Below are 20,638 nucleotides of genomic sequence, written 5' to 3' on the forward strand. Positions count from 1 at the left end.
AGGAGGGAGTATTGAGTATGTCTTGGATGAAAGGTAGGAAGTCCTCACGAACGATCTTTATGGCGGCAGCGGCGATCAGCTGTGTAGTTGGGGCAATCATATTGAACACGAGAGATCAGGCGGTCGAGGCAAGCAAAGCAGTGGCGAAGCCTGTGGCGGCATCACCGGCGGCGGTATTTCCGGCAAATGCGGGGACGCTTGGGCCGATACCGGACAATACATGTACGGGGCCTGGCCGATCGGTGACGTTCACGGTTTCAGGATTGACCGGAGCACCATCGAACATCGTGGTGAATTTCACGTCGGGATCACCGGCCCACAGTTGGGTAGGCGACGTGGACACGGTATTGCTGGCACCTGGCGGAGCACCGACCCACGAGATCTTCACATTCACGAATCCGGCTGGATCAGGATTTGGGGATGATTCGAATCTGGCCGGGCCGTACAATTTCTTTGATGCGGCGGCGGGAAACTGGTGGGCAGCGGCAACGGCGGCGACATCGGTACAGCCGGTAGCAGCGGGAGATTACCGGACTGCGAGCCCGACGGGAACGAACACATCGATGAACCCGGTATTTGCGGGAGTCGCGAATCCGAACGGGACGTGGACGTTGAGATTCAATGACTGTGCACAGGGCGATACGGGCGGCATCACCGCTGCGAACCTCACCATCGAGACCGCTTCGGCACCGAGCGATGCTCAGCTCGATTATGACGGCGACGGCCGTTCAGATCACGTCGTTGTTCGAAATGTCGGCGGCGGAGCGAATGGGCAAGTTCGTTGGTTCATTAATCCGAATTCGGGCGGGGCAACTCAATCGTACGATTGGGGATTGGCCAGCGATTTCTTTGTTGCGGGCGATTTTGACGGTGATGCAAAAGATGACATTGCTGTTTGGCGGGCCGGAGCACCGGAAGCCGCAACCTTCTTCATTCTGAACAGTCAAACCAGCACCGCGCGCGTTGAGGCATTTGGCCAGACAGGCGACGACCCAACGGTCGTTGGTGATTATGACGGTGATGGGAAAGTTGACCTCGCAGTTTATCGTGCTGGAGGATCTGGCCAGCAGTCCACATGGTACTACCGTGGATCCCTCAACAATCCCGGCGGCAACGTTGCATTCGTTCCGTGGGGCATCGGCGGTGACTTCCCTGCTCCCGGCGACTACGACGGCGATGGCAAATACGACTTCGTCGTTCAGCGTGGCGGTTCGCCAACGGTGTTCTGGCGGCTATTTGCTACTGGAGCAACGAGCGCGATTCCTTTCGGCGGCTCGAGCGATCTGATCGTTCCCGGCGATTATGATGGCGACGGTGCAACGGATATAGCAGTTGTTCGGGTGAGCGGAGGTAATTTCCAGTGGTGGTATTACGGAAGTAATACTAACACCGGCGTTTACGCGACGACATTTGGCAATTCCGCAACCGATTTTGTCCTTGCAGGCGGTGATTACGACGGTGACGGTCGCGCCGACTTTGGCGTATGGCGAAGCGGCGTCTTCTGGTATCAAAGTTCTGCATCGCTTGCGGTCTCTAACAATTCACTCGGAGCTGCCGGTGACTATCCGGTCGCCAATTTCTCCGTACATTAATTTGAATATTCGTTCATTACGGAATTGGCCGGCTCGCCCGGCCTTTTCCATTTTGCGCGATGACTTCCTACCGAGGAATCGTAGAAAACGACCGAATGTCGCTGGTTTTGGAAATTAACGGCTTTGACGTAAAGTGTTGTTTGTTCCCTCGGGTTTACGGATCCCTTTATGAAAGCAATGATCCTTGCTGCAGGTTTCGGTACAAGGCTGTTCCCCCTGACGATCGACCGAACAAAGCCGGCGATTCCCTTTTTAGGCAAGCCGTTGGTCGGATATGTGGCCGAATACGTAGCTAAATTCGGATTCAACGATATCGTCGTAAATCTGCATCATCAACCTGAGTCAGTGGTCTCAGCGTTGGGCGACGGCAGCAGCTTTGGAGTGAACATCGCATACACGGTAGAGCAACCGAACATTCTTGGTACCGCCGGTGCGTTGGATAATGCCCGACACCTCCTCGAGGATGAGACCTTCCTTATCGTCAACGGCAAGATAATCACAGACATCGATATAAATTCTGCCCTGGAGACGCACCGCCGAACCGGAGCGCTCGCCACGATGGTCCTAAAGCCCAATAGTAAACGTGAGCACTTTACGATCGTCGAGACCGAAGACGGACTGGTGAAAGGATTCGGAGGCTTTGCCGAGCCGCTTTCGGAGGATGAGATCCGCAACACCGAAAGCGACATCGAAAAACCATTGATGTTTACTGGTATTCATATCGTCGAACCTGAGGTCTTCGACTATATTCCGCGCGGTATCTATTCCGATATCGTCCCGACCTTCTACGATCCAGCAATTCGAGAAGGCCGCACGATCGCCGCTCATATCGACGATGCAAGGTGGTTCGAGCTTTCGACGATACCGCGCTATCTGGATATTTCGCTGGCTATGATGAATGAAACGGATGTTGATATCGGCACAGGCTGCTTGATCTCGGGTTCGGCGTCGATCCGCGATTCAGTATTGTGGGACAATGTCACGGTCGGCGACGACGTCCGGCTCTATCGAACGATCATCGCAGATGGCGTTTCCATAGAGGGCGGCGCATGCTTCGAAAATGCTGCTATCGTACGTGCAGAAATGGTCCGAACCTGTTCGGAAATTCCCGAAAAGGCACTTAAGGGCTACATTCAGGGAGAAAACTACGTTGTCCCGCTGAATTGATATCTATGTCTGATTTTCGCTCGAGGCTTGAAAGCTTTCTCGTGGCTCGCAACGAGAAAGGCCTGATTCGGCAACTTACTCCCGACGCCTCTACACGTGAGTACTTTCGGATAGGGTGGCGCGGCGAATTTGCGATCGCTTGCGTCTATCCGGAACCGTTTAGTTCCTCAGAGCAAAGCTATCTCGATGTATCCGAGCTTTTTCTTAGTGCCGGATTGCCGGTTGCCCGCGTGATGGACGTAGACGAGGCCCTCGGGGTCATTGTGATCGAGGACTTTGGCGACCGGATACTGCGTGATGAACTGCAAACTTCGGACGATGAAGGGCGCGAAGAACTTATAGTTAGAGCGATCGATCTTATACCGCATATCCAGGCTGCGACCGCAAAGGCGTTTCAGGTCGGGTCGATTGCATCTAAACTAAAATTCGACAATGAGAAACTGTTCTGGGAGCTTGCTTTCTTTAAGACACATTATTTCGCTACTTTCAAACAGCAGCCACTCGTGCCGACTCTCGATGAGGCCCTGGATCTGGAATTCAGGAAATTGTCGCTCGATCTGGAACGACGCGCGTCCGTTTTGTGTCACCGCGATTTTCACGCTGCGAATTTGATGCTGGATAAAGACGGCAAGCTCAGGATAATCGATCATCAGGATGCACGGATCGGGTCGGTTGCATACGATCTGGTCTCGTTTCTTCTGGACCGAGTCACAGTTCCGCCTTCGGCTGATTGGCTGGCTGACAAACGACGACATTTCTTGTCAGAACGGGTTCGCGTCGGTTTGGAGCCGCTCGATGAGGACGCGTTCAGCACCGAATTTCGTCTTCAGACGATTCAAAGGTGTCTCAAGGCTGTCGGAACATTCTCGTATCAGTCGGTAAATCGGGGCAAAACCTATTTCGTTCCCTTCATTAAGCCGATGTTTCAGATCGTGCATCGCGCCGCAACCTCATTGGGCGGTTTCCCGGTGTTGGTCGAGGTACTGGAAACGGAACTCGAGACCTAAGATATTTGGCCTGCGGCAGGAGTTGGTCTAGATTTTACCAACACCGCTAGACGCGAAAATGGTCGGCCCGCCAGTTTTTGATCGCCATCTTTATTTCCTTTTGGCTCACAAGCTTGCCGGCTGCGATGTCATCGACTAGTCCACTGAGTTCCGCGTCTGAAGCAAATCGAAGGGCGACTATCTGACCAACACGGAACTCTGACGCTTTTGCGGCGAGTTCAGGCGTGAGTACGGCCTTGTACCGGAGCCTTTCCTCCAGTCGAATCAAGCGATCTTGTGCTCTGAGAGCTTGCAGTCTCGCCGCAAAACTGAGCAGGACGACCGCGATCGAGAGCACAAGATACTGAACACGAAACCATTCAAATTCCAAGACCACGCACACCGTCGCCCAAACAAGATTGACGGCGAGCAAGGGGAATATGGCGAAATGAACTAGTGGAAACCAACGCGTGTGATTCCGGTAATTTTGTGATTCGGGCATAGGTGATCGTGCGTGAGGCAAAGATCGCATCGGCGGAAAAAGTCTAGTCTATCGAAGACTCATAGTTTTGTTTGCGCCAATGTTACAGGCGGCTTCGTCGTAAAGTCTTCGCCTGGGTTAACGAATAGGTTCTGCTCGAACCGATACTGCTTATCATAAAGCTGCTTATACCGACCATCGATTTTGATGAGTTCGTCGTGAGTCCCCCGCTCGAGTATCTCGCCTGCTTCGACCACCAGAATCTGATCTGCGCTTCTGATCGTAGACAATCGATGAGCAATAACAAATGTCGTGCGGCCCTTGCGAAGATTATTCAGGCCCTCCTGGATCAGAGCTTCAGATTCGCTGTCGAGACTTGAGGTCGCCTCATCAAGGATAAGTATCCGCGGATCGGCCAACAAGGCTCGCGCGATCGCGATCCGCTGACGCTGGCCGCCAGAGAGTTTCACTCCGCGTTCGCCAACGATGGTGTCGTAACCGTTCGGAAACTTCTCGATGAACTCGTCGGCATTCGCGACCTTGCAAACCGCTCGAATCGACTCGAGGGTCGCGGTCGGGTTTGCAAATCGAATATTCTCTAATATAGAGCCATCGAACAGAAAGTTGTCCTGCAGGACGACACCGAGATGACGGCGGTAATCGCGTAGCTTCACAGTCTGGAGATCTTGACCGTCGATCTTGACAACACCAGCCGTGGGCTTAATGAAATTCAGGACCAGGCTTAAAATTGTCGATTTCCCAGAACCGCTCGACCCGACCAAAGCCGTTGTCGTTCCGGCATTCGAGCGAAACGAAACTCCCTTCAAAACAGGCACACCCTTTTCGTATTCGAACTCGACGTTCTCGAATTCGATCGTGCCGTCCGCGTTTGTGATCGGCCGAAGCTTCGAGTCCTCTTCGTCCTCCGTAGTCATCGCCATGACCTCGCGAATACGATCGAGCCCTGCAAGAGCCTCGGTTATCTGAGTACCTACGGACGTCAATTCAAAGACCGGGATCGCAAGTAAAAAAGTGAAAGAAATGTACATCAGAAAATCGCCCAAAGTCATCGTTCCCGCCTGCACGGCGTTGCCGCCAATGACGATCATGATAACCGCGACCGCGCCGATAACAATTGACGAAAATGATCCAATGGCGGAAACGCCCGTGACCGTTTTCGCAATGTTCCTGAATAGTCTGTGAGCACCCCTGGCAAAGCTCAGGTCCTCGCGTTTTTCAGCAGTGTAGGCCTTAACGACCCGTATGCCGCCAAGGCTCTCGCCTAGCCTTCCTGTAACCTCGGCTGTGATCTCGCCGCGTTCGCGAAAGATCGGCCGCAATACCTTGAATGCATATAGCAACGCACCGCCAAAGATCAGAAGGACCACTATCGTGGCCGCAGTTAACTGCCAGTTTAGGTAGAACAGAACGCCGATCGCTATCACTGCGGTCACGAGACTGCCAAGGATCTGGCCAAGCCCTGTTCCCACAAGGTTCCTGATCCCTTCGGCATCGTTCATTATTCGCGAGATCAGCTGGCCGCTTTGCGTCGAGTCGAAGAACGAGATCGGAAGGCGTTCGATATGACTTTGAACCCTTTTGCGCATTTCGGTGATCGCCCGTTGGGCGGCAACACCAAGGATCTGCGAAAGCGCAAAAGACGTCGTTCCCTGAACGAGAGTGGAAACCCCGATCGCAAGAGCGATCCATTTGATAAGGTCATATCGCTGATTAACAAAAACCTCATCTCCGATGAACTTCGTGGATGCCGGCAAGACCATCCCGGCGAGACGCGAGATCAGCATCAGAACGCTGCCGGCCAACAATCTCCAGCGAGCGTTCCAAATTATCTTCCGGGCTTCCGCCCAGGCGGTCGAATAGTTGACCTTTTTCTTTTCGTGTGCCAAACAATCCGAGTCTGAATATCGTTCTCGGAAAAGTCAAATTGTTTCAGTCCCCGAGTGTCGACGAACCGTCAACCGCCCTTTTTAGTGTCAGATGCGTGAGGTACCTGGTTATTGCCTGATGAGCGTCCGATAGATCAATCCTGGTCTGAGAGGAAATCGATCCCATTCAATTCGTCCACGACATTTATCAAGCGGCTAGGCTCGTGAAAGCGGAACCGGGTTGTTCGAACGCTTATTATATAGCTCTGCCCTGACGCGACACCATTGAATGAAAAATATCCGAGTGAATTCGTGCGAGTAGCTCTTGTGGTTCCGTCCAAAGCTGAGAGCAAAACGGTGATGTTAGGAAGACCCCCACCGTTCGACATCGCGGCTCGACCTGAGATACTGACCTGAGCAGCGGTTGGCGAAAACTCAGGCACCCAGAAGCCGGAAAAGGCCAGCATTGACGGGGTAGAAATTGGGCCACCGCCCGCTGACTGCCCGGTAGTGAAGATAAGTTCAAAGGTGCCTGCCCCAGCCGTTCCACCACCCGGAGCGATCACACTTTTCTCGATCTGGAACGGCCCGCCCATTTGCGACTGCAATAGGACCGGGAAAAATAAGATGACCACAAATATCTTCATTTCTTTTCCTCCTTGACCGAGCAAACATCAGCCGAAGGAAGAACCGAGCAAACCAACCTCGTAAGTTCTCGGATCTGTCTCGCCTGGATCTCGATCTGCTCCTGCTGTTCCTTTATCGCGTTGACGAAAACCGCGGACATCCTGCCATAATTCACACCCTCGATATCCCCATCTTTGTTCTTGAACGTCAAAAGCGGTTCGATCTTCGCAGTTTCCTCGGCAATAAACCCCAGATCCCGGTCGCCCGAAACGATCCAATCAAACGTGACTGGACGCAGCTGACGGACAATGCTCAGACCGGTACGAAAATCTTTAACGTCCCTTTTATACCTCCGCGAGGACGAGCAGAATGAAAAGTTCCCGGTCGAAGTATTCCAACAAACATGGGTGCTCGTCGCGGAATCGAGGTTTTGTACTGAGAGTATACCGTTTGGCGTAACCGCAAGCCGGTCCGTGCCCCCGAGGCTCAATCGGGCTGTGAAACCGGAGGAATAAAGACGCCATTGCGACGTTGGTGTTTCCCGATCGGAAAGGAAATAACCTGCTTGGTTACCGAATGAAAGCATTTCACCGTTGACATGGAGGGTTCTGGTTGGGCTGCTGGTACCGACCCCGACAGTCGTGGCCGTGGCCGTACCCGTCGTTATTGAGCTGGTAGAGATCGAATTGGACGTGATCGAAAATGATGAGACCGAACTCGCATTGATCGTGCTTGTCACGAATAGGGAGCCTGGCACACGAACTGTGTCGGCCGAACGTCCAAGTACAACCGAATTGCTTGCATTCACAGACGCCCCGGCCCCGATCGCTGTTGCAAACGACAGGCCATCAGCGGCCACGTTTGCTGCGCTTCCGACCAACGTGTTGTTGCTTCCGGTCGTATTGCCTACACCGGTTCCGTTACCGAAGAACGCGTTGCTGTTTCCGGTGAGATTTGCAACACCGGCCTCTTTGCCGAAGAATGAGTTGGCAACCCCGGATTGATTTAGTTGACCGGCTGCCATACCGAAAAAGGAATTGTCTGAACCGTGATTCTGAAAACCCGCCGAGTTTCCGAAGAACGAGTTTGAACTGCCGTTTGCTAGACTGTTTCCTGCCGTTCCGCCGACTATCGTATTAAACGACCCTGAAACGAAATTGGTCCCGGTGGAACGCCCCACAAAAAGGTTAGACCCCGGACTATGCAAAATTCTACTGACGCCGATATTGAATTGGATCCCGGCTCTTACGACCGGAGCCTCAAAACTGCCGGCGACGTTTAGCAACCCGGGTACAACCACAGTGTCGGCCGGCCGCGGAATCCCATCGTATGTCCCGGCGGACTTCCCAAGCACGATAGTGTCATCGTCTGAGACTGTGGCGTACGAGCCGATCGCGGTCCCGAACATGCGCGTATTTGAGCCGGTGGACGCGAATGCCCCTACAACAGTATTATTGCTCCCGGTTGTATTCGCCGCTCCGGCCCCATATCCGAAGAATGCGTTGTCGCTGCCCGTCGAGTTGATGAATCCGGAAAGTCTGCCATTAAATGTATTTCGGCTACCCGTCGTATTTTCGCGACCCGATTGAACTCCGAAAAAGCTGTTATCGTCTCCGGATGCTGTATTCTGTCCCGAAAAGAAGCCGGCGAAAGTGTTTCTATTTCCGCTGTTCAAAGTGCTGCCTGACGACATCCCTAAAAAGAGGTTCTGGTTTCCGGACGTTATATTCCCCCCGGAATTAAGGCCGACCACCAGATTCGAAAGACCAGGTGCAGAAAGAACGGGATTCCCTAGAATTCGGTACGCCGTTGACACGTCAAAACCCGAGGCTCGTCCGGTTCCGTTTATTTCAAAACTCGCGGTTTGCTGATTCCCGGACTGGTTTTGAATATAGCTACCGCTACCAGGTAGCGGATCTCGCTGATCGGCCATTCTTGGATCATCGGTACGCACATATTGGGTTGCCGCAATGCCCCCGAGGTTCGATGAATCGAGTGCCTGACTTGCGAAATTCGCATTGACCGAAGTCGCGGCTTGAAGGGCCTGCACCGCAAAGGGCGACGATAGCAACTTCTGACGTGGCGTCAGGGTGACATAGTCGTTCGCGGCAGCTGTGCTTATGCCAACCTCGATCCACCTATCCTCGCCAGACAAGGATGCGGCTCCAAAATCGAGGGTAACCGTGAATATTCCGGCGATCGGCTGGACATTCGCTATATTAAGAGTTGAACCGACCTGATTGCCGCCGAACTGTGAGTCAAAGAGCCGAAATCTAAGGTCGTATTGAATACTTGCTGGCGAACCACCGTCAAGAAGCTTTCCTTGAAAGGTGAATTCGGTAGTTTGAGCGGATACCGCTGCTGCACATGCCGCAATGATTATCGTTCGCAATAGCTCCTTCATTAAATACCTCCAAAATGCAATTCGCCGGTGAGTTTGATGTGTTCCGTTACGGCTTCCCGGCGACTTCGAACCCCATCGGAATCTCGATATAACTCCAGATCAACGGCGGATAAGAAAGCCCGCGACAACAAGGACGAAGCCGAAAAGTGTCACTATCACAGCCGTCACCATTGACCTTTGTGCCCCGGCATTCATTTCGGCACACGTTTTCGCCCAACCTTCTGCGATAGCTCCTCGCTTCCGAAGTTCATCTTGAGCTTCTGAGGCCGAATGTTCTACAGCCTCAGCTCGATTGAAAGACTCGAAGGCCGCATCGAGTTTCACTCTTTCCCTTTCAGCTTCGACACAGGCGATCCCTCTGTTGCCGGATATGGCTCCACGAATGCCCATCAGCGAGAAAATTCCTGCACCGACGAATATCAGTAGCCCAAGGACCAAAAGAAGGGTTCCGAGTCCGGTCATCTTCTTCGGAATCTTGGCCAATTCATTGCTCGAGTCTTCCATAACCTCTAACCCTTGTTTCTTCGTGAGATCCTTTGGTGCTGAGGTCCGCATCGACGTCCGACGATCTGACCTTCTGAGCCAGAGCGAGCTATCTGGTTTGAGGTGGACGTCATATCAAACCACTGCTTTTTTTCTTCGTCCTCTGAAAACGAAAATTCCAGAAGCGAAGAGGATCAACCCGCAAAACGCGATGAATCCGAAAATTAGGACCACCGGCAGGTCTTTTTGTCTGACGGCCAGACATAATTCCCTGGAATCCTTTTCGATCTTTTGAATGTCGATCGTCTGAGACCGTCTCGATGCTTCGTCTTTGTACTTTCTTGCCATTTGTTCTTCACAAGGGTCAGACCATTTTTCAACGAATCCCCAGCCAAGGATGGTGACCGGTGCAAGGAATGTAAATAGCCCTAGGATCATAAGAACAACCGCAATGAAACGACGGAGTAACGATTTCTCCGGTGCTTTTTCGATTTGCATAATTGCCTCTCATCGATGTGCGACGCCCTGGTCGCCGAAGTTCGTACGACCACCTTTCGACGGGAGTATTGAAAGACGTGCCCCCGCGAAGCCGTCAGGAACAGGTCTAGTACGTACTATTTTCCCAACGGAAAGTTCGCCAGATTTCCGTACAGTGGTTCAGTTAACGAACCCGCAGGATTCCGTTTGTCGAGGGTTCCCAGGATCTTGACCGGCGTTATTACTCCCCCGTAAACCATTGGCATATACTGAGCCCATGGATTCGCGGGGAGAAAGCCCTGTGAGTCGATCGTAAATGACAGTTCGCGAACCTGAACTCCTTTGTAAAATATCTTCACGGTATAATCACCGGGTTTGTCGCGGGTGAATGTTGCCCTTGGGTATTTCGTTCGGCCATAGTCGTTATTCTCGATAACGAAGTTTGTCCAATAGAACTTCCATAGTTTGTAAGAGCAAACATCCGGTTGAAGGAAGCAGTCTTCGCCACGCGACCTTTGGGAATTGACATAACCTCCATCGTCCGTCGAGGCGACCATTGCTCCGTTGTGAAAAAGCCTTGCTTCAAAACTCTTTGAGTCGAGATTGCCTTTGAACCAAAGGAAAACCGAGGGGTTCAACTGATCGCTGTGCCAATTATCAAAATCCAGGCCTACGGCGCCAACTGACAAACTCCAGTCCTGATCGACATAAAAAAGGCTATAGGTGGGTTTGGGCGGATCGGACATCGGTAATTTCGCGACCCTGAATATGCCCTGAAAAACGACACTGCCGGATTTTGAATCAGTCACTTTCACCCCATACGTACCCAACACGTTTGTTGCGTTCTGTTTAAAGGAGGCATCGTCATTAGGACTCTTAAGGCTGGTGAACGCCTCTCGATAACTGTTCGACGCGTCAAGTTGTTCAGTAAACCACGGTCCTCCGTTAGGCTTTGTCCATTCAGCCACATACCGAAGTACAGTGCTCTTGTCGAAATAACTGTCAAAGCTGATACGAGGTATGAATCTGGAGACCTCGTTCAAATGTTCAGTTTTGACGCTGATCTCGATGGTTGTTCCGAGTAGCTTCGGTGTGCTCGTAGCTTCTTCATAGGTAAATTTGGGGTAACCGGCAGCCGATTTGGTTTGTGTTGACCCGGCAGGACCCGGACGATTCTGTGCAGGTTCCTTGGTCTCAACTTGTTTGGACTGGTCCTGTCTGGGCTGCTCGTTTATCTTGGGCACCTTCGGTATCCCGATCTTTATCTGAGCGGTCCCAAACGAGTGAAGCGTCACAAGCAAAATTGTTGTGATCAAAATTGTTGATTGTGTTTTCATTTTATTTCTCCGTTATCGTTTCGGCTGAATGAGTAATGGTCGGACAGGTCGCCCTTGACTCGTATCGTTAACTGGGTATATTCAACTCTGCCTCACCGGCTGCAACCCGATCGTATCTGCAGAATGTCGTACGAGAACCATTGCGTTCACTACGTTTATTGGCATAAACTTCTGCTACTCACTGCGATCGAGCCATATGTTCAATCCGTAGAAGCACATCGTTGGCTGGTTCGTATTTTTGAGGTTAAGGTAGGATCTCCGAAAAATACTTGAGAAAACTTCCGTTTTTTCTCCAAAAAACTTCCAGTACATGAAATGAGCAAGAAAAGGTCGAAGATCTATGAATTCGCAGATTTCCAACTAGTGCCGACCGAGGGGTTGCTCCTGAGAAACGGTGAACCTGTCCCGCTTGCGCCAAAAGCATTCAGCACATTGTTAATGCTTATTGAAAACAATGGCCACCTTGTCGAAAAAACGGAATTGATCGAACGTGTCTGGGCCGATGCGTTTGTGGAGGAAGCTGCGGTTTCGCGATGTATCTGGACAATACGAACAGCCTTGGGTGTCGATTCGAATGGCCAAAAGTACATCCAGACAGTCCCAAAACGAGGTTACAGATTCGTTGCGGAGGTAAACGAGTTCGACGGTGAAGAACCGGGCGCCAAGTCAATATCGAAAGAAACAGCCGCGATCCAATACTCAGCAGTACGTCTGCTATCTGATGCCCGCCCTGCCAATACCACTTCAGGCGCGAATGATGTTGTTTCGAAACCGCCCGGTGGTCTATCAGTAGCCTTCGACGATCAAACAGGCAAACTGGAAGATGCGCCTCCGAAACCCGTTAATACGGGACTCGTGTCGCGAAATAATCGCAGATTTGCGACATTTGTGATAGCGGCTCTTTTAGCGGTGGGCGGGATCGTCACTGCTGCCTTTTTGGGAATTTCGAGTGGTCAGTACGATACACCGATCGTTTCCCGCAGTCTTAGTGTCGAACGCTTGTCCAACGACGGCGGAGCGCTTCACGCGGTGATCTCTCCGGATGGAAAACAGATCTTCTATGCACGCGAACTGGGCGATCTTCAGAGCATCAGGCTTCGTGATGTTGAAACCGGAAACGATACAGAAGTGATCTCTAGTGCCCAGACCCATTATTTTGGGCTTACGATCGCCCCGGACGGAAGAACCCTTTACTTCGTCCGCAGGAGCGAAGGTAATCAAAGATCAGACCTGTTCCGTGTCCCAGTAACGGGCGGCATTCCACAAAAGATAGCCGAGAACGTACAGGGCTGGACCGGGATATCATCGGATGGCGATCGTATTTCGTATGTTAGGTGCCTTCGGCTTCAAGAAGACTACTGCTCGCTTTTCATTGCAGACACGACAAATGGCGGTAACGAGAGAAAGTTGATCACACGGGCTGCACCGGTTCGAATCGGCGACAGCATCTTTACACCGGATGGCGCCGACGTCATTTTCGCCAATGGGCAATCGCTAACGGGCGCGAACGAATTCATTTTGAGCAAGGTGAATATAGTGACCGGCGAGGAACTGAATCTCTCATCCGAACGGTTCTTTGACATAAAGAACATCGAATGGCTCAAAGGCAGTAGATCCCTGCTCATGACGGCTGCGAGGGGAAGGAGCGATCGGTCGGGCTTCTGGAAGGTCGATTCCGATACATGGCAGGCAGTCCCGCTCGGGGGATTTAGCGGCAACTTTAATAACGTGAGTCTGGATCAGGCCGCGACCATTTTGGTTGCGACCGAAGTAACACCGGATTTCCGCCTTCGGGTCCACGGACTCGGGGAAACATCCGAAACCATCACACTCGCGCACGGTGGTGCATCCGATTTTACCCCTGACGGAAAGATCGTTTTCGGTTCAAACATATCGGGGCAACTGGATATTTGGATGTCGGATCCGGATGGACGCGGCCTCCGTCAACTTACCAACGCGCCTTCTGAAGAACGAACGGTGATCGCCGGTCATGATGGCCGTTCGCTTTTTTATTCGAGCAACCGATCAGGTGATCTGCAGGTTTGGAAGATGAATCTGGATGGTTCAGAGCCAATTCGAATAACGACGAAAACGGGCGGTTATCCGACGTCCGTTTCAGTCGACGGCAGATGGGTCTTTTTTGAATCACATATCGACAATACCATATGGCAAGTTAGTACCGATGGCTCGGTCGTGGAACGACCGATCACGAAAATCTCATCATGGCCTGTCTCGATTTCACCGGACGGATCAACACTCGCATATACCGAAACGGTTGGACAGTCCTCGCACGTTTTCCTTACCAGAACCGACGGGAATGCTCGCGTTCGGAGCTTTGACCCGGTACCCTTGGGAGGAAGGATCGAGAGTCTGAAATGGTCGGCCGACGGAAGAGCGATCTACTATCTTCTCCGCGGCCCGGCTGACGGCACCTCGTCGATATACAAGCAACTGAAAGAGGGCGGTTCGGCCATCAGGCTCCATGAGATCCAAGTTGGGAACGTCATCGCGGTACACAGTTTTGCAGTTTCGAGAAACGAGCGACTGGCGATAGTCTCGTCCGGGGAATGGAAACATGATCTGGTACTGATAAACGGGATCAAACAAAAAGAACGATGACTTCGGTTCGAACAAAAGCTTTTCGTGAATCCTTCCGTTTCCAGCTAACTCGGACGCTGCGAAAGGCAGCGCCCATCGCTTAGGTTGTTTCTTGCATTTCATCTAGAATTGTATTTTCGCCTAATTATGAATCAAACATACATCGAGCATTTAAGGGACCACGTTGGCCAGGACGTCACACTCAAGGGCTGGCTTTATAATTCGCGATCGAGCGGCAAACTCGTCTTCTTGCAGCTTCGTGACGGTACCGGGATAGTTCAATGCGTCGTATTTAAGGGCAACGACGAGGCACTTTTTGAGGTAGCCAAGGGCCTAGGACAAGAATCGTCGATCATCGTCAAAGGCAGCGTCAAGGAAGATGCGCGTTCGGCCATCGGCGTCGAGATCGACGTTACCGGCATCGACGTTCTTCAGAACGTTCACGATTATCCTATAACGCCGAAAGAACACGGCACCGAGTTTTTGATGGATCACAGGCATCTGTGGATCCGTTCAAAACGCCAGCACGCGATCCTTAAGATCCGGCATACGGTTATCAAGGCGGTTCGGGACTATTTCGATGATAACGGCTTCACATTAGCCGACACACCGATATTTACACCTGCGGCATGTGAAGGCACGACGACGCTTTTTGAGGTTGATTATTTCGGCGACGATAAGGCCTATTTGACCCAGTCGGGCCAGCTTTACAATGAAGCGACCGCAGCTGCATTTGGGAAATCATATGCTTTCGGCCCGACCTTTCGAGCGGAGAAATCCAAAACTCGACGCCACCTGACCGAATTCTGGATGGTCGAACCCGAGGTTTCATACGCCGGCTACGAAGACATGATGGACCTTGGGGAAGGCCTCATTTTGGCGATCGTTGACCGCGTACTCAACGACCGAAAACAGGAGTTAGCGGCACTTGAACGCGACGCGGATGTCCTCGAAGCGATCAAAGGCCCCTTTCCACGGCTGCATTATGATGATGCAGTGAAATTGCTCCAGGAAGGCCACGCAAAAGGCGAACTGGAAAACGACTTCGAATGGGGCGGAGATTTTGGCGCACCGGACGAAACATACCTCTCGAAGCAGTTTGGGCTTCCGGTTTTTGTGCATCACTTCCCGACCGCGATCAAGGGCTTCTATTTTGAAGTGGATAAGGAACGCCCCGAGTGTGCTCTCGGCATCGATCTTTTGGCGCCAGAGGGCTATGGCGAGATCATCGGCGGTGGCGAACGAGCTGCCAACCTTGATTACCTGATCGAACAGCTAAAGGCACATGACCTGCCGCAGGAGACATTCGAATGGTACCTCGATCTGCGTCGTTTTGGCTCAGTTCCGCACGCGGGATTCGGCATGGGCATCGAGCGCACCGTCGCCTGGATGTGCGGTATCGAACACGTGCGGGAGACGATCCCTTTCCCAAGAATGCTATATCGCTTGAGGCCGTGAACAAGATCTCAGTAGTTTGATACGAGTTCAGGCATTGGCCGGAACTGGTCAACCTTCAATCGATGCGTTCCCAAATGTCGGTCAATGTTCGGCCTGATCGCGACAATTGAGCCGCATCTGGCCGATCAGAAGGCCGGCTAGCAGCCCAACTCCGATCCCGACCCCAAAAGTGACGCCGACCGCACGAAACGGTTCCTTTTTGATCAGATGTTCCGTGTCGTCGATCATATCCTCGGCGGCATAGCGGCCCTTCTTTGCCAATCGCTTTGCATTGTCGACCGCATCTTCGACGAAATGTTCAGCCTTATCTCTGAATTCCTCGACACCATGTCTAGTCCGAGCTGCTGCGCTTTCGACTGCCTCGACCGCGTCATCAAACATCGCTTTGCCATTGATCTTTTCGATTTGTTCGATCATTTCTCCACCTCCTGACATTCGCCCCTGTGCATCCCGGAATACCGTGTCGAGATAAGGGGCTATAATTGAATCCGATAAGACTGATCGCAAATTACGAGCCAAAGCCATTTACGGAAATCATCGAGATTTCCGGCATTCCCCGATCGTGACCTGAACGATTCGAAGCATTTGTTCGCGCAAATGCGAATAATTCCCCAGCGCAGATTCATCAGGTAAAATACTTTCAAAGGTATATGAGACACGTGAAAGATATCATCCCCGCGCGGCAATCGCTGCTACCGGGCGGATTCATCGTCTATCGAGCATTGCCGCATCGGCAGTTGCGCAGGGTCGGAGGATTCGTTTTTCTCGACCATTTCGATCAGCCCGACATATCGCCGGAAATGTTCGACGTGCCGCCCCATCCGCACATCGGGCTTCAAACCGTAACTTATTTGTTCGACGGTTCAATACTTCATAACGATTCGCTCGACCACGAACAAATGATCTTTCCGGGGGAGGTCAACTGGATGACAGCTGGCCGTGGAATTACGCATTCCGAGCAAGTCGTCACGCGTCAACCTCGACTTCACGGTCTGCAAACGTGGGTCGGGCTGCCGCACGACAAACGAAAGATCGAGCCAGGATTCGAACACTTCGGTACCGGCCTTCTGCCCGCACTCGATCACGAAGGGGTACTTATCAATGTCATTGCCGGTGAACTCTTTGGAAGGCGCTCTCCGATCCCAACGCACCAATCGCTCGTCTATCTCGATATCCGGGCACACGCAAATGGCAACGCGGAATTTTGGGTCGAGGGTTCTCACGAACTCGCAGTCTATGTCTGCGAGGGGACCATCGAGATCGGTGGTGAACCGATCAGCAAATATGATCTTGCCAGTCTTTCCGCCGGCGAAGCGTTCGGCTTTTCGGCGGTGAGCGACGCACGGTTCGTTCTGTTTGGAGGAGAACCGCTTCACGAGCCGACGGTCATCTACTGGAACTTTATTGCCGATTCGATCGAAGAGGCAAAGCAAGCCGAACGAGATTGGGAATCCGGAAACTTCCCTTCGGTCTCAAGGTACAGGTCGTCGTCTATACGTGATGAATCCGACCGAACATTGCTATGAGACCTTTTCAGAATCGGTTAATTTCGTACTTGCGCCTCCCAGCGACAGCTGTGTTAGTCTTTTGGAGTAAGCACTTACCATATCTTTCATTGAATGAGGGAGGGAACGACTATGTCCAAATCGCCGGGCGATCTGCGGACATAGGATAATCAACACAACTTATGCTCAAACCGATACTCACGAACTTGTTAAAAAGCGTTTCTGTAATTGTTTTGTTCGTCTTTACGGCTGCCGGACAGCAGCTCGTATCCTTCGAGCAAAATGGCAGAATGTCGGCGGCTGAACTTAATGAACGCATGGCAAAAGTGTATGGCAAATACGCTGTGCCCGCCGCGAACGCCGACGTCGAACTTTACAGACTCACATACAAGTCGCTTGACGCCCGCGATCGCGAAACCGAGCTTACGGGCCTGATCGCCTGGCCGGTCGGCGGTGCTCCAAAAGGATTAGTGGTCTACTGCCACGGCACGACAGTCGATCGCGATCGGTCGCCTTCCCGTTTCAAGGGTAAGGGAGAGGCCCCCGAAACGGTCGAAGCGATCACCGGTTTTGCGACCGGCGGCTATGCCGTTGTTATGCCTGACTATATTGGTTTGGGCGATCATATGGCGGCCCATCCGTACCCGTTGAGCATTGTGAACGCTCGTTCGGGTATCGATATCATTCCAGCCGCACGCGAGGCCGCGCGTCAAAAGGGTTTCGAGATCGGGAAAGGCCTCTTCGTCACCGGATATTCCGAGGGTGGCGGTGTCGCGATGGCGTTGACACGGGCGTTACAGGCCTACACCGGTCCGGAATTCGCCGTGACTGCATCGGCACCAGCGAGCGGTCCGTATGATCTTTCCGGGACAACACGAAAGTTCATGCTCCAAGAGACCGGGGAACAAGTTGGGTTTATCCTCCGCATTTATCTGATGTCATACGCAGTGAATTATCTTGTTAAGGATAAGGGGCTTAAGTGGCGCGATTTCTACAAGCCGACACTTGCCAACGCGCTGGCGGTCAACTATAACCTCAAACCGACAGATGACGGTGTGATCAAGAATATCGGTATAACCACAACTTTGATGAGGTCTCAAAATCGGCTTGCTAACGTGATGCAGCCCAAATTCATGACGGCCTTGCGAAATAATGACCGTCGAAATGCATTTGTGAGAATGCTGCAGGAGAACGACGTCTACGATTGGTCGCCGCGCGTTCCAATGCTGCTTATCGCGCTCGAAGGCGATGTGGTCGTTAGTCCCGAAAATACGACAGTGGCTTTCAACGCGATGCGCCGACGCGGCGTAACGAATTCGACGCTTCGACGCCTGATAATGAAAGACGCGGAACTCAACCACTTGAACGGCATTGCACCTGCGCTTTCGTTTGCACGAACATTTTTTGACAATGGGTTTCCCGCACTTCGTGATGCTCAGTGATTAACTTTCAAGGTCAGACAAGAAAAAGCCGGGCTATCATTCCCGGCTTTCCTTTTTCGCTCGATCTGGAACTACTTCTTTTTGGCTATCTCGGTCCCGAACCGCGTTGAGCCCTGGCCGCCCCATTTTCCTTCGAGTGTCCCGGTTTGCGTTACCTCGTACATAACGAATCCACACTGCTGCCCGCCAAAACCGACTGCCGACATATCACCCATGCGAATTCCGAATCCCTTTAGTTCCGAGGGGGCTGCTCCCCACCGAAATGAATAACCGTCGCCGTCCTTTTCGATGTTGAGGCCGAGGCTGTAAGCCTTTCCGTCGGGGCTTTTTCCGCTTGCTTCGTACTTCCCTTCAAGATCACTTCCGCTGATCCGCTTGGCCTTTTCAAACTCCGCCTTGTTAACGCCCCAATAGCCCGCCTTTCCGTCAAGACTGCCGTCCGTTCCGATCTTATAGAGCACCACGCCGCACCCCTTTCCGTTTTCACCTTCAGTGAACGAAACAGCAACGATATCACCAGTCTGAACACCTACGCCGTCATAAGTCCGGCCGCCACTCGACCATGAAAACTGAAACACATCGTCGCGCGGCGTGATCGTCAGGCTCCCGGTGTAGTCGCCCGCCCCATCAACGTTCTTACCCGTGACAGTATAATCGCCCGCGATGGGCGCTGTTTTGCTTGGTGGTTCAGATGCTGGCGAAGGACCCGCGTCGGCTTTATTGACAGTGGCAGTATTGGCGGTTGGGGGAGATTGATTTGTGCTGCCGCAGCCGACGATAATGAAGGTGAGGATAGCTGTTGCTATAACAAATGAGAGGCTATTGTTCGATTTTGTCACACGATTCTCCTTGAATAAGCTGTTCTGAATGAACTTGGACAAATCTTATACCACTTCAGGTAAAGGCGCCATCATCAGCTTGCGTAAGATGATAACGAGATCAGTTTCGCGTTTGTGCGGTCTAGCGGCCGTTCTGCTTATCTTTGTCCATTCACCTGCAGTACACGCGCAGCAAAGGATCAGCGATCTGGAGTCAACCGTGATCCTTATTTCGATCGATGGATTTCGGGCTGACTATTTCGAAAAACATCAGCCTCCCTTTATCACTGAACTCCTTAGACGCGGCGTGCGGGCTCGATGGATGACGCCTGTCTTTCCGACGAAGACCTTCACGAATCACTACACTCTAGTCACCGGGCTTTATCCTGATAATCACGGGATGATCGAGAATAATATGTACGACCCGGGTATCGGAGCGGTGTTTGGCATCAGCAAAAAGGAGCAGGTTACCGACCCGAGGTGGTGGGGAGGTGAACCGATCTGGCGGACAGCCCAAAGGCAAGGGCAGATTTCCGCATCGTTTTTCTGGCCGGGTTCTGAAGCACCGATCGGGGGTATGCTGCCGAACTTTTTTAAAGAGTACGAGCACACAACGCCGCATGAGGTCAGGGTCGATACCGTGCTTGGCTGGCTCGATCTTCCGCGAGGCCAACGCCCGAGGATGATCACGACCTATTTTTCCGATGTGGACGACGCGGGTCATGCATATGGCCCCGACGATCAGCGAACAAGACAGGCAGTCCTGAAGGTCGATTCAAGCATTCGTCGTCTTTTCGAAGGGCTGCGGGCCCGCGGCATCGAGAAAATGGTCAGCGTTATACTTGTTTCCGATCACGGGATGTCGCCGTACCGTGTCGGTGACAGCATCGTTCTTGATACAATGTTCGATCCGAATGACGCGGAACGCGTTTTCTGGGTCGGCGAATTCACGCAGATCTTCCCAAAACCCGGGCGGGCCGATGCGATCTTCGACGCCATAAGGTCGAAACTGCCGCCGACCGCTACGATATACCGGAACGGCGAATTTCCGCCGCGCTTCAAATTTGGAAAGAATAAGCGGATCGCTCCGATAGTCGTAGTCCCAAATGAAGGGTCTGTCATAACTACGAAAAGCCGTGCTGAATCGGCGAGACGCGATGGTCGGTTCGATAACATCCGCGGGGCGCACGGCTACGATAACGGCCTGGAATCAATGCGCGCGATCTTTGTCGGGCACGGCGGTCGTTTTAAGCGCGGAGTGGTCACCTCACCGGTCTCCGCAATAGATGTGTATGAGTTGATGTGCAACATTCTGAAAGTGAAACCGGCAAAGAACGACGGTAGTTTGAAACGTATCCGCCACGTCCTTAGATAACG

Annotated in this window: 17 protein-coding genes; 8 read left to right on the forward strand and 9 right to left on the reverse strand. The window is 52.4% G+C overall.

Annotated features, from left to right (window positions below; genetic code table 11):
• Positions 1 to 17 precede the first annotated feature (17 nt).
• The 3 genes from IPM28_03310 to IPM28_03320 all read left to right on the forward strand — a co-directional run bounded on the left by IPM28_03310 (position 18) and on the right by IPM28_03320 (position 3,766).
• Positions 18 to 1,592 (forward strand): VCBS repeat-containing protein, encoded by a 1,575-nt coding sequence (locus IPM28_03310; GenBank protein MBK9172020.1) that lies wholly within the window; start codon positions 18 to 20, stop codon positions 1,590 to 1,592.
• Positions 1,593 to 1,760: 168 nt separating this feature from the next.
• Positions 1,761 to 2,759: an NDP-sugar synthase gene (locus tag IPM28_03315; protein MBK9172021.1), complete on the forward strand. Its 999-nt coding sequence runs from the start codon at positions 1,761 to 1,763 to the stop codon at positions 2,757 to 2,759.
• A 5-nt stretch (positions 2,760 to 2,764) separates the two neighbouring features.
• The gene (locus IPM28_03320; GenBank protein ID MBK9172022.1) at positions 2,765 to 3,766 is read left to right on the forward strand and encodes a phosphotransferase; all 1,002 of its coding nucleotides are present in this window, start codon (positions 2,765 to 2,767) and stop codon (positions 3,764 to 3,766) included.
• A gap of 46 nt (positions 3,767 to 3,812) precedes the next feature.
• On the opposite strand, the gene IPM28_03325 is transcribed toward IPM28_03320, so the two are convergent.
• From IPM28_03325 to IPM28_03355, 7 genes are all read right to left on the reverse strand, one after another.
• A complete protein-coding gene (locus IPM28_03325) occupies positions 3,813 to 4,247 on the reverse strand; it encodes a hypothetical protein (protein ID MBK9172023.1) in 435 nt (144 codons plus the stop codon).
• A gap of 59 nt (positions 4,248 to 4,306) precedes the next feature.
• The gene (locus tag IPM28_03330; protein MBK9172024.1) at positions 4,307 to 6,031 is read right to left on the reverse strand and encodes an ABC transporter ATP-binding protein; all 1,725 of its coding nucleotides are present in this window, start codon (positions 6,029 to 6,031) and stop codon (positions 4,307 to 4,309) included.
• A 236-nt stretch (positions 6,032 to 6,267) separates the two neighbouring features.
• The gene (locus tag IPM28_03335; GenBank protein ID MBK9172025.1) at positions 6,268 to 6,759 is read right to left on the reverse strand and encodes a carboxypeptidase regulatory-like domain-containing protein; all 492 of its coding nucleotides are present in this window, start codon (positions 6,757 to 6,759) and stop codon (positions 6,268 to 6,270) included.
• Positions 6,756 to 9,143 (reverse strand): tail fiber domain-containing protein, encoded by a 2,388-nt coding sequence (locus IPM28_03340; GenBank protein MBK9172026.1) that lies wholly within the window; start codon positions 9,141 to 9,143, stop codon positions 6,756 to 6,758. Before IPM28_03340 ends, IPM28_03335 begins: the two co-directional genes overlap by 4 nt.
• A 99-nt stretch (positions 9,144 to 9,242) precedes the next feature.
• Positions 9,243 to 9,647 (reverse strand): hypothetical protein, encoded by a 405-nt coding sequence (locus IPM28_03345; GenBank protein ID MBK9172027.1) that lies wholly within the window; start codon positions 9,645 to 9,647, stop codon positions 9,243 to 9,245.
• Between the two features lie 114 nt (positions 9,648 to 9,761).
• Complete coding sequence (locus IPM28_03350) at positions 9,762 to 10,124, reverse strand: hypothetical protein (GenBank protein ID MBK9172028.1); 363 nt, start codon at positions 10,122 to 10,124, stop codon at positions 9,762 to 9,764.
• Positions 10,125 to 10,240: 116 nt separating this feature from the next.
• Entirely contained in the window at positions 10,241 to 11,440 is a 1,200-nt protein-coding gene (locus tag IPM28_03355) for a hypothetical protein (GenBank protein MBK9172029.1), read from the reverse strand.
• Between the two features lie 315 nt (positions 11,441 to 11,755).
• On the opposite strand from IPM28_03355, the gene IPM28_03360 reads away from it, so the two are divergent.
• Together IPM28_03360 and asnS are read left to right on the forward strand one after the other, a co-directional pair.
• Positions 11,756 to 14,059 (forward strand): PD40 domain-containing protein, encoded by a 2,304-nt coding sequence (locus IPM28_03360; protein MBK9172030.1) that lies wholly within the window; start codon positions 11,756 to 11,758, stop codon positions 14,057 to 14,059.
• Between the two features lie 126 nt (positions 14,060 to 14,185).
• Entirely contained in the window at positions 14,186 to 15,496 is a 1,311-nt protein-coding gene (asnS, locus tag IPM28_03365; GenBank protein MBK9172031.1) for an asparagine--tRNA ligase, read from the forward strand.
• 81 nt (positions 15,497 to 15,577) lie between these two features.
• On the opposite strand, the gene IPM28_03370 is transcribed toward asnS, so the two are convergent.
• Positions 15,578 to 15,913: a DUF883 family protein gene (locus tag IPM28_03370; protein ID MBK9172032.1), complete on the reverse strand. Its 336-nt coding sequence runs from the start codon at positions 15,911 to 15,913 to the stop codon at positions 15,578 to 15,580.
• A gap of 233 nt (positions 15,914 to 16,146) precedes the next feature.
• On the opposite strand from IPM28_03370, the gene IPM28_03375 reads away from it, so the two are divergent.
• Positions 16,147 to 17,022, forward strand: a complete 876-nt coding sequence (locus tag IPM28_03375) for a pirin family protein (GenBank protein ID MBK9172033.1) — start codon at positions 16,147 to 16,149, stop codon at positions 17,020 to 17,022.
• A 161-nt stretch (positions 17,023 to 17,183) separates the two neighbouring features.
• The gene (locus tag IPM28_03380; protein MBK9172034.1) at positions 17,184 to 18,443 is read left to right on the forward strand and encodes a hypothetical protein; all 1,260 of its coding nucleotides are present in this window, start codon (positions 17,184 to 17,186) and stop codon (positions 18,441 to 18,443) included.
• Positions 18,444 to 18,514: 71 nt separating this feature from the next.
• Here the strand turns inward: IPM28_03380 and IPM28_03385 are convergent, their stop codons facing one another.
• Entirely contained in the window at positions 18,515 to 19,282 is a 768-nt protein-coding gene (locus IPM28_03385) for a hypothetical protein (protein ID MBK9172035.1), read from the reverse strand.
• Between the two features lie 28 nt (positions 19,283 to 19,310).
• Here IPM28_03385 and IPM28_03390 point away from each other — a divergent pair, with 28 nt between their 5' ends.
• The gene (locus tag IPM28_03390; protein MBK9172036.1) at positions 19,311 to 20,636 is read left to right on the forward strand and encodes an alkaline phosphatase family protein; all 1,326 of its coding nucleotides are present in this window, start codon (positions 19,311 to 19,313) and stop codon (positions 20,634 to 20,636) included.
• The last annotated feature ends 2 nt before the right edge of the window (positions 20,637 to 20,638 follow it).

The organism is Chloracidobacterium sp. (assembly GCA_016716305.1).
Taxonomy (GTDB): Bacteria; Acidobacteriota; Blastocatellia; order Pyrinomonadales; family Pyrinomonadaceae; genus OLB17.